Source organism: Bacillus sp. ISL-47, from assembly GCF_018613175.1.
Taxonomy (GTDB): Bacteria; Bacillota; Bacilli; order Bacillales; family Cytobacillaceae; genus Cytobacillus.
In genome coordinates this window covers 25167-34069 of the sequence record NZ_JAGGQS010000016.1, presented here as the reverse complement: position 1 = coordinate 34069, position 8903 = coordinate 25167, and the positions used below count along the sequence as shown (strand labels likewise).

Genomic DNA, 8903 nt, shown 5'->3' with positions numbered 1-8903 from the left:
CAATTATATGGACTTTATCTTTTCAAAAGAAACAAGAGGAAATAACAGTTTTAATTAGAGCTTTTTGCAGATAAAATCATTAAAATTTGAACTTTTTTCAGAAAAAATGCTCAAAAACCCCTTAATTCTGCAAAAATACACCCGAAGTATCAAAAATGCCGCTGAAAAATTCTTTTTCCGAAATTTCGTATTGCGAATTAAATTCAAAATCTTTAAAATAAAACAGAATAACAAACAACATGACTAAGGGAGACATTATGAACCGCAAAATTTTTCTATATGTAAAAGCTTTTTCTGACTTGGGAACGTTCATGGACTTGATTGCTATTAATGTTCTTATGTATGTAGCGACTGGAAGTTCGGCCTGGCTGGCAGCGACGATGGCTTTCCGGACGCTGGGCGGCGTTTTATCCAGTTTGATTTCAGGGGTACTTGCAGACCGCTTTGACCGCAGAAAAATTATGATTTGGACGGATGTTTTTCGGGCTGTAATAATCCTCACCTTAATCCCCTTTCCAAATCCGATTATGATTCTCATTGTGTGTTTCTTAATCGGTTTAACCAGCAGTTTTTTTACGGTTAGTTATAGTGCTGAAATCCCGCAGATTTTCGGCCAGGATAAAGTACTGGAGACAAATGCCCTGATTTCGAGGTTAACATCAATCAGCCTGGTGTTTGGTTTTATCGGAGCCGGGGTGATTACCGATTTTCTCGGCTACCAGGTCACCCTAATCATTGATGCAGCAACCTATGTCATTTCAGCGTTTGTATTAATGAAAATGAATTGGAAAACTTCGAGCCCTATAGAAAAAAATAAAGTCCTATCCTTTGGTATTAAAGAAAAACTTTTCGACATTGGGAGAGATCTGAAAGAGGTTTATTCTTTTATACTTTTGGCGCCAATGCTCCTGCTTGTTAATATCGTTTTCCTTGTTGGTGCGTTTGCAGGCGCTTCCCATAATTTAGGAATCCCTTTACTTGCAGAGAATATCGATAACAGCAAACAAAGCTTTTACTATGGATTAATTTGGGGTGTTTGGGGAATAGGTTCCGTACTGGCAACCATGATCCTCCCAAAGCTGAAAAGTCTGCAAGGCAACATCCTTTATTATGCATGCTTCGTAACAGCAATGCTTATGTCAGCCGGCTTTATTACGTTTTTTTCCAATATTAGCTTATGGATCATACTGCCGTTTGCCTTCTTAACGGGAATTTTCGATGCCTGCTTCACCACCCTGCATGCGACCATTCTTCAGAAAACGGATAATCATATTAGAGGAAGAATTTTTGGTGTCGGAATGCTTCTGAAATCATTGGGATTTGCACTCGGATTTGTGGTTGCACCCGTTTTATTGGAAGCTTTCTCTCTGCCGAAAATGGTTTGGATCTTCCATGGTACGCTGATTACTACAAGCATCCTGGTTCTATTATATTCCTTGGGGAAACAGAAGAAGATTAGTGGTATAAATCATAGTGTTTAATGTAATGAGCTCAGCTATTGCTGGGCTTTTTGTTGACGTTGGTTTTTTATTTTGGTTCTTTGCCTCTAATTTTCTTATAAAGTGAATCCTTAACAGCTAATAATGCTTTTATGGACCACTCTTCCTTCATTTAATCCCTTTTTCGTCCTCATGAACCCTCTATGTCGACCATCCTTCCTCCTTTGATCCCTTTTTCGTCCTCATAAACCTTCTATGACGACCATCCTTCCTCCTTTGATCCCTTTTTCGTCCTCATGAACCCTCTATGGCGACCATCCTTCCTCCTTTGATCCCTTTTTCGGCCTCAGGAACCCTCTATGTCGACCATTCTTCCTCCTTTGATCCCTTTTTCGTCCTCACGAACCCTCTATGTCGACCATTCTTCCTCCTTTGATCCCTTTTTCGTCCTCAGGAACCCTCTATGTCGACCATTCTTCCTCCTTTGATCCCTTTTTCGTCCTCATAAAGCCTCCATGAAGACCATCCTCCCTCCTTTGATCACTTTTTCGTCCTCATGAAGCCTCTATGTCGACCATCCTTCCTCCTTTGTTCCCTTTTTCGTTCTCATGAAGCCTCTATGTCGACCACCCTTCCCGCTTAGAACACTTTTTCGTCCTCATGAACCCTCTATGACGACCATCCTTCCTCCTTTCATCACTTTTTCGTCTTCATGAAGCCTCTATGACGACCATTTTCCCTCCTTTGATCCCTTTTTCGTCCTCATAAACAATCTATGTCGACCATTTTTCCTCCCGCCTCCTCTATTTCGTCTTCATAAATATAAAACCAATAAAAAACCGCCCAGCCCCTATGGCCAGGCAGTTACATATTAATTCACAGCCCTGCTTAGCCTCTCTATCGTTCTTGCCAGCAGTGCCGTGCGTTTTGGAAAGGTTTCTAAATCAATATATTCATCTGTTTCACTGTGGGAAAACTCCCCAAGGGGCCCCATACCGTCAACGGTTGGCACGCCTTCGGTTGAAGTATAGGCTGCATCCGATCCGCCGCCGGTGCTTACTTCCCTAATCGCCATGCCGAGCTCTTCACCCGCTGCCGTAATTTCCGCCAGAAGCTTGTCCGTTCCGTCTACCTTTTCCATGGGTGGCCTTCCAATTTTTCCGGATAGGCTGGTTTCCGTTCCCTGAACTTCTTCCTCTTCCGCAATTTCTGTAATTTTAGTTGTAATATCCTTTGCCTGTTCCATGCTCTTTACTCTAACATCTACTTGTGCTTGTGCATCAGGGGCAACAGTATTGGAAGAAATTCCGCCGTCAATGAGACCCACATTCACGGACAAACCCTTCTCATAGTCATTCAGGTCATGAAGCTTAACCACTTTATGGGCCAATTCATCAATGGCGCTTCTTCCCCTTTCAGGTTCTACCCCTGCATGGGCGCTCTTGCCTTTTACATCAAATATAAATCTTCCTATTCCCTTTCTTTCTGTTACAACCCCATCGTTTGGCCTTCCGGATTCGACTACAAGGGAGTACTGTTTTCCTTCTGAAGCTTCTTTAATGATCGCTTTTGATTTTCTTGAGCCAATTTCTTCATCACTGTTAAAAATCAGATGCACATTTTTATATGCATCTGAACCGTTATCTTTTAATACCTTTAAAGCATATAAAACCGAAACGTGGCTCCCCTTTTCATCACTGACGCCTGGTCCGTATGCTTTATCCCCGATGATTTTGAATGGCCGCTTTTCGGCTTCACCTTCGGGGAATACGGTATCCATATGGGCAATAATGATAATTTTCGGATCACTGCCCTTATCTGCTTTTATCTCTAAATGATTTCCGTATTCAGCTTCACGGTGCACGAGTACATCCATACCCAGTTCTTCAAACTCTTTTCTTAAAACAGATCCAACCTTATCCACCCCCTCTTTATCATATGAGCCGCTGTCGATGTTCACCAGCTCCTCAAGCAAATCCATCATTTCAGGCATTTTGTCTTCCAGATAGGCTTCATATTGTTTCAACGAAATCACTCCTTTTTTTAAAATTGCTGCCCAAAAGGCTTACCTTTCGTTAATTCCAATCGCTGACCCCGGCCTGCTTGAATCTGCCGCACCATGCAGTATTCCTTTCTGGTGATCCATTAATATTGCCTGGACATTACCAATTGGCCTCTCCGTATCGTCAAACTCAAATCCCATTTCACGAAGCTTGTCAATTTCCTTTTGGCCTATGCCTTCCTCAGACCAAATATTAGGACCCATACTGTTGTAAATCCTTGGTTCTTCAATGGCATCTTTAATATCCATGCCATAGTCAAGAATATGTGTAATCACCTGAGCCACTGATGCAACGATGGTCGGCCCTCCAGGCGACCCCAGCGTTAATAAAGGCTTACCGTCTTTGAATACGATTGTTGGCACCTTGGCACTGACCGGCTGCTTTTTTGGTGCCAGGCTATTGATATGGTCCGGTTCCGGTGTAAAATCCGTCAAATCATTATTCAGCAAAAATCCATATCCAGGAACCATAATGCCTGATCCCATAATATGCTCATTCGAGGACGTGCAGGCAGCAACGTTCCCCCATCTGTCTGCCACTGTAAAATGGGTCGTATCCTTACCAGTCTGAAATACCTTTACTTGCCCTTTAGGGCGATCGCTGCCCTGGTACTTCCATGGGTTGCCGCAGTCAATTTCCGGATTTCTGGAAATCCAGTCAATCTTTTTTCGCCGTTCCTTTATATAATCCTTATTAAGAAGTCCTTCAACTGGAATCTCCGCAAAGTTGGGATCTGACATATAAGCCAGCTTATCAGAGAAAGCGAGTCTCATAGCTTCTGCAAGCAAATAATACTTTTCCCAAGAAGAAGGACTATATTTCTCCAGCTCAAATCCTTCAAGAATGCCTAATAGCTGCAGCAGAGCAATTCCTCCGCCATTCGGAGGTCCCGGCACTGCAATCTCATACCCTCTGTAAGTTCCCATAATTGCCTCTTCAATGGGAGCCTGGTAGTTTTTCAGATCTTCTTTCGTCATAATACCGCCCTGCTTTTTCAGTGTATCAATGATTGCATCAGCGATCTCGCCTTCATAAAGAGCCTCAATACCACGCTGTAGCAGGATTCGCAGTGTTTTTGCAAGGTCTTTGTTCTCCACCCAGTCTCCTTCCACCAAAGGAACTCCCTTTGGCATAAACAGCTTCTTCGCTTCATCACCCAATCGGAGATGAAGCATTTCGATCACTTCATCCCATTGCCAGTTCACTCTAAAGCCTTTCTCTGCAAGAATGGCAGCCGGCTCGATCAGCTCAGCCAGCGGCTTTGTCCCAAACTCTTTAAGCCCCACATCCATTGCTTTCATAATCCCGGGAATACCCACTGACTTTGCATCAATGGACTGCTGAAAGTATGGAATGACCTCTCCTTCTTCATCTAAAAACTGTTCTTTGTCTGCTCCTGCAGGTGTCAGTGAGTGTCCGTTTATGACACTGGTCTTTTTGGTTTGCTGGTCATAGTAAACAAGAAATCCGCTTGCTCCAATGCCAGTGTTGAATACTTCTACGACACCCAGTGCAAATTGGACCGCAGCAAGCGCATCCATCGCATTGCCACCCTGCCTTAATACCTTGGCACCAATCTCAGTTGCCTCATGAACAGCTGATGCCACCATTCCATGTGTACCAGTTGACCTTTTCAGTTCCTGCTCATTTTTACTCGGTTTGTGCCTATTATCAATGCGGTCCATCAAACTACCTCCATCCCAGTCATTTAAAAACAGAATCTATTTTCAAGTAAGATATAATGTTTAGAATTTTTTAGTACTTTATTTATTCGTACCCGGCTCAGTTAACCTAAAACATAAAAAACACCCAATCCCAAGTACGGTAGAGGTACTTAAGACCGGGCTCACTTTACTGGCGCGGGGCAAATAAAATAACTGAAGCTCCTATAAGACAAATTCCTGCCCCCAGCCAATCATAGAAATCCGGCACTTTTTTATCCATGCCCCATCCCCATAAAATGGATAGGACAATAAAAACGCCTCCATATGCTGCATACACTCTTCCAAATGAAGGGAAGGCCTGGAAAGCTGCAATTACACCATAAAGGGCCAGAATGATTCCTCCGCCTATTCCCCAATAATATGGCTTTCCCTCTCTAATCCACTGCCAAATCATATAGCCTCCGCCAATCTCTGCAAGACCCGCTATAATAAATAAGATAATCGCAAATAACATCTTGACCACCGCTTCCCACATATTAGCTTCCTGCACTTTATTATAAACAAGGATATGTAAATTTTGGAGGGATTTCCCCTCCCGGCGAACCGCGGGCTGTAAAAAAAGAAAAATCCATGACAGCTTCTGAGAACTATCATGGATCTCTTTATTATTGTGGCCGCTTTGTCATCCGCTTCGCTTTTTCATCGCGGTCGGTTTGGATAATTTTCTCTCGGACCTCCGGCGGAATTGAGGCAGAAGATCCTTTCGGGTACTTTTGAGATTTCACCGTGGAGATTCACTCCTTCCAAGTTATTTAACCACCTTATACCTTTTATGACTGATGACTGTTTTTATTGGTTCATCCTTCTTGGGATTCATCCCCAAATCCACAATGACAGAGTTATCGCGCACAACGACTACCTTGCCCTTTTTACCTTTTTCCGCACCGCTTGTAATACTGATTGTATCCCCAATATCTGCTTTTTTAACATTGCTTACCTTTTCTGTTTCTTCTGCCATCTTGGATTCTCCTTTAATAAATATTTATTTTATTTTTGCGGAATACTTCTCTAAGTCCGCAGCTGATTTAAGCTATGTCGCTAGTATTGCCGTTTCCCTTTGACACAAAACCCCATTATAAAAATTTGAGCCAACGTTTACCTTTTCTTGTATGATGTAATTCTTCTTACATGAAGATCCTTCATAATATTTAAACCGGCGCGGATTATCATCATAATGCTGCCGGCAAGGAAAAATGAAATAGAAACCGCCTGGCTGACATCCGTCAAAAACAAAATACTTCCAATGAGATATAAAACGCCCAGCAAGAGATCATTTAAAAAAGATATAACCTGGTAGCGGCGTTCAATAATCATTTGATACTTTCCGATTTCAATATGAACGTCTTCCTGCTGCTCTCTTACTACATTTTTTATCTTCATTCATTAACACCCCCGTTTTTGTTTTCCACGTCCGATTTCTTTCATTCATCATTTCCACTGCTTTTATTTTTGGGGTGCATGTTTCTTATGAAAAGTTATCAAGCATTAACGATACCATCAGGCCAAGTGCAGCAATAAAGCCAGTCATCGGACCGCTGTCTTCATAAGCTTCAGGCATCATGGTTGAAGCTACCATCGCAATGATGGCCCCTCCAGCAAAGCCGGCAATCCCGGACATCACTTCTCTTGAAGCACCATCCAAAAAAATATATCCTGCTAAGGAAGCGAGGCTGGAGATAACGAATACCGAACCCCAAAGAATCAATATTTTCTTTTTCGAATAACCGCTTTTTTCCATGCCGGCAGTACTTGAAAGACCTTCTGGAAAATTGCTTATAAAAATGGCCGTAACCAATAGAAAGCTTACGGACTGTTCTTCGAGCAGGCTTGCCCCAATCATGATCGATTCCGGAAAAGCATCCATGATCGTACCGATGAAAAGAACGATGCCACTTGTGGAAGCCGCTTTCTGCCCTGACCTCTTTCGATGCTGTGCTCCTTTATTTGAAATCATAATATCAAAAAGTGTAAAGGTGACTGCTCCAGCAAGAAAGCCGATGCCAGTTGGGAGCAGTCCGCCATTATGTACGGATTCACCAAGAAGCTCATAAGCAGCAGCGCCGATTAAAACACCCGTCCCGAACGCCATTATGTAGCCGATCATTTTCTTTTGGATGGGCAAAAGCATCGCTGCCAATGCACCTAATATTACGGCTGAACCTGAAACGCCACCCCAAATGGCTGCATTCCACATGGCCATCCTCTCCTTTTCGAAAAGGTCTCTTTTTAGCTATGCTGTAGTATTGCCCTCTAGTGAAAAATAATATTTAATCATCCATAAAAAGCCTCCAAAACTGGAGGCTTTAGAAGATTATTTCTTGCTTGTTTTATCAGAAATATATTGCTTTACGACTTCATACACATAATCCTGATTCGCTTCAGCGGTATTCGGATTATATTTGCCGCCATTTGTTTTGTTATTGGACAATACTCGAATACCTAAGAATGGAACATGATAAGCTTTGGCTATTTGTGCGGCTGCGGCCCCTTCCATTTCTTCGACAGATGTCCCGAAGTTTTCATGGAACCATTTAATACGGTCTACTTCATTATTCCATACATCGGCTGAACCGATTGTTCCTTCAACAACCTTGCCTTTCGTATATTTATGTTTGACTGCCTTGGCAGCTGCCAGCAGATCTTCATCGCCTTCATAGTAACGCGCCTTTTCAGCATTTGGATCTTCCCCGGCACTTCCTTCAGAAGCCATTAAGTCCATTGGAATCCAATTTGTTGGATCGATCCCTTCGTTCTCTTCTAAATGTCCTGTTTTTAATGATCCGATGTTTGTGGTTCTTTCTCCTAAAACAATATCAAATACGTTTAAGCTTGGATCATGTCCGCCAGAAGTACCCTGGTTGATGATGGCGATCGGGTCATATTTTTCAATTGCAACTGCTGTAGCGGCGGCTGTATTCTCCATCCCTTTGCCTGTTTTGGCAACAATGACAGGATACTTGTCCAGCTTTCCTTTGTAAAACACGAACGTTCCTGATTTTTCAATTTTTACTTTATCTAATCTTTCAGCAAATTTCTCAGCTTCAATTGGCATTGGGCCTTGAATAAGAATTGGTCTTTGAGCACCTTCAGCCTCTGTTTCAAATTTTGGTGCAGACGTGCATCCTGCCAGCATTGATACCGATAACACGGCAATTGCTGCTAGTGAAGCGAATTTCTTTTTCATCAATAATCTCTCCCCTTCTCTTGTTGTTTGATACACTCGGTTTAGGCCATAGAAAAAGGCCTGAAAAAGCAGAATGACTTCTACCTTCCAGACCTGCGGAGTTAAAGTAATATACATGAACCAAACTAAAGAACCGATCCCTATACTTTACCCCGTAGTCCGGTTCTTTCATTGGGAACCAGGTAGAGACGCTCAGACCCTATTACCGAGCATATACGAGTGATGAAATAAAATTATTACTATGCAAATATAACAAATCAGCAAGAAGAATTCAATAAAAAAATGAACATTAATACAAAATAACTATTTTAATGTTCGTTTTTGGAGTTAAAGGTGAAATTGTCCTTAATGTTTCTTAACTACGTTATTACCCTAAAAGTGGCGGAAAAGACCTCTTTTGAGTGCGTTGGCATTTTCCAAGGAATATCTCCAATGAAATACTGCCCACCCAAGTTTTTTTACACAACAAAGCCCCAGAGATAAACTCTACTCT

Annotated in this window: 8 protein-coding genes and 1 riboswitch; of the genes, 1 reads left to right on the top strand and 7 read right to left on the bottom strand. The window is 42.3% G+C overall.

The window, feature by feature from the left end:
* Nucleotides 1-257: 257 nt before the first annotated feature.
* Nucleotides 258-1481, top strand: a complete 1224-nt coding sequence (locus J7I93_RS06140; RefSeq protein WP_214724334.1) for an MFS transporter — start codon at nt 258-260, stop codon at nt 1479-1481.
* 829 nt (nt 1482-2310) lie between these two features.
* Here the strand turns inward: J7I93_RS06140 and J7I93_RS06135 are convergent.
* The 7 genes from J7I93_RS06135 to J7I93_RS06105 form a co-directional block, all read right to left on the bottom strand.
* On the bottom strand, nt 2311-3465 hold the full coding sequence (locus tag J7I93_RS06135; RefSeq protein WP_251025745.1) for a M20 family metallopeptidase: 1155 nt from the start codon (nt 3463-3465) through the stop codon (nt 2311-2313).
* 39 nt (nt 3466-3504) lie between these two features.
* Nucleotides 3505-5187, bottom strand: coding sequence for a gamma-glutamyltransferase (gene ggt, locus J7I93_RS06130; protein WP_214724333.1), 1683 nt, complete (start codon nt 5185-5187; stop codon nt 3505-3507).
* 166 nt (nt 5188-5353) lie between these two features.
* Nucleotides 5354-5680 (bottom strand): YnfA family protein, encoded by a 327-nt coding sequence (locus tag J7I93_RS06125; RefSeq protein ID WP_214724337.1) that lies wholly within the window; start codon nt 5678-5680, stop codon nt 5354-5356.
* A gap of 294 nt (nt 5681-5974) precedes the next feature.
* Nucleotides 5975-6184 carry a DUF2187 family protein gene (locus J7I93_RS06120; RefSeq protein ID WP_214724332.1) on the bottom strand — a complete coding sequence of 70 codons (210 nt, stop codon included), beginning with the start codon at nt 6182-6184 and terminating at the stop codon, nt 5975-5977.
* A gap of 137 nt (nt 6185-6321) precedes the next feature.
* Nucleotides 6322-6606, bottom strand: coding sequence for a YrhK family protein (locus J7I93_RS06115; protein ID WP_214724331.1), 285 nt, complete (start codon nt 6604-6606; stop codon nt 6322-6324).
* Between the two features lie 85 nt (nt 6607-6691).
* The gene (locus tag J7I93_RS06110; protein ID WP_214724330.1) at nt 6692-7420 is read right to left on the bottom strand and encodes a ZIP family metal transporter; all 729 of its coding nucleotides are present in this window, start codon (nt 7418-7420) and stop codon (nt 6692-6694) included.
* Nucleotides 7421-7537: 117 nt separating this feature from the next.
* Entirely contained in the window at nt 7538-8410 is an 873-nt protein-coding gene (locus tag J7I93_RS06105; RefSeq protein ID WP_214724328.1) for a 5'-methylthioadenosine/S-adenosylhomocysteine nucleosidase, read from the bottom strand.
* Nucleotides 8411-8545: 135 nt separating this feature from the next.
* Nucleotides 8546-8649: riboswitch (purine riboswitch) on the bottom strand.
* Between the last annotated feature and the right edge of the window lie 254 nt (nt 8650-8903).

What these genes read in the sequence shown, in the direction of transcription:
- J7I93_RS06140 (WP_214724334.1), top strand. Translation starts at nt 258, where the DNA reads ATGAACCGCAAAATTTTTCTATATGTAAAAGCTTTTTCTGACTTGGGA.
- ggt (WP_214724333.1), bottom strand. Translation starts at nt 5,187, where the DNA reads ATGGACCGCATTGATAATAGGCACAAACCGAGTAAAAATGAGCAGGAA.
- J7I93_RS06125 (WP_214724337.1), bottom strand. Translation starts at nt 5,680, where the DNA reads ATGTTATTTGCGATTATCTTATTTATTATAGCGGGTCTTGCAGAGATT.
- J7I93_RS06120 (WP_214724332.1), bottom strand. Translation starts at nt 6,184, where the DNA reads ATGGCAGAAGAAACAGAAAAGGTAAGCAATGTTAAAAAAGCAGATATT.
- J7I93_RS06115 (WP_214724331.1), bottom strand. Translation starts at nt 6,606, where the DNA reads ATGAAGATAAAAAATGTAGTAAGAGAGCAGCAGGAAGACGTTCATATT.
- J7I93_RS06110 (WP_214724330.1), bottom strand. Translation starts at nt 7,420, where the DNA reads ATGTGGAATGCAGCCATTTGGGGTGGCGTTTCAGGTTCAGCCGTAATA.
- J7I93_RS06105 (WP_214724328.1), bottom strand. Translation starts at nt 8,410, where the DNA reads ATGAAAAAGAAATTCGCTTCACTAGCAGCAATTGCCGTGTTATCGGTA.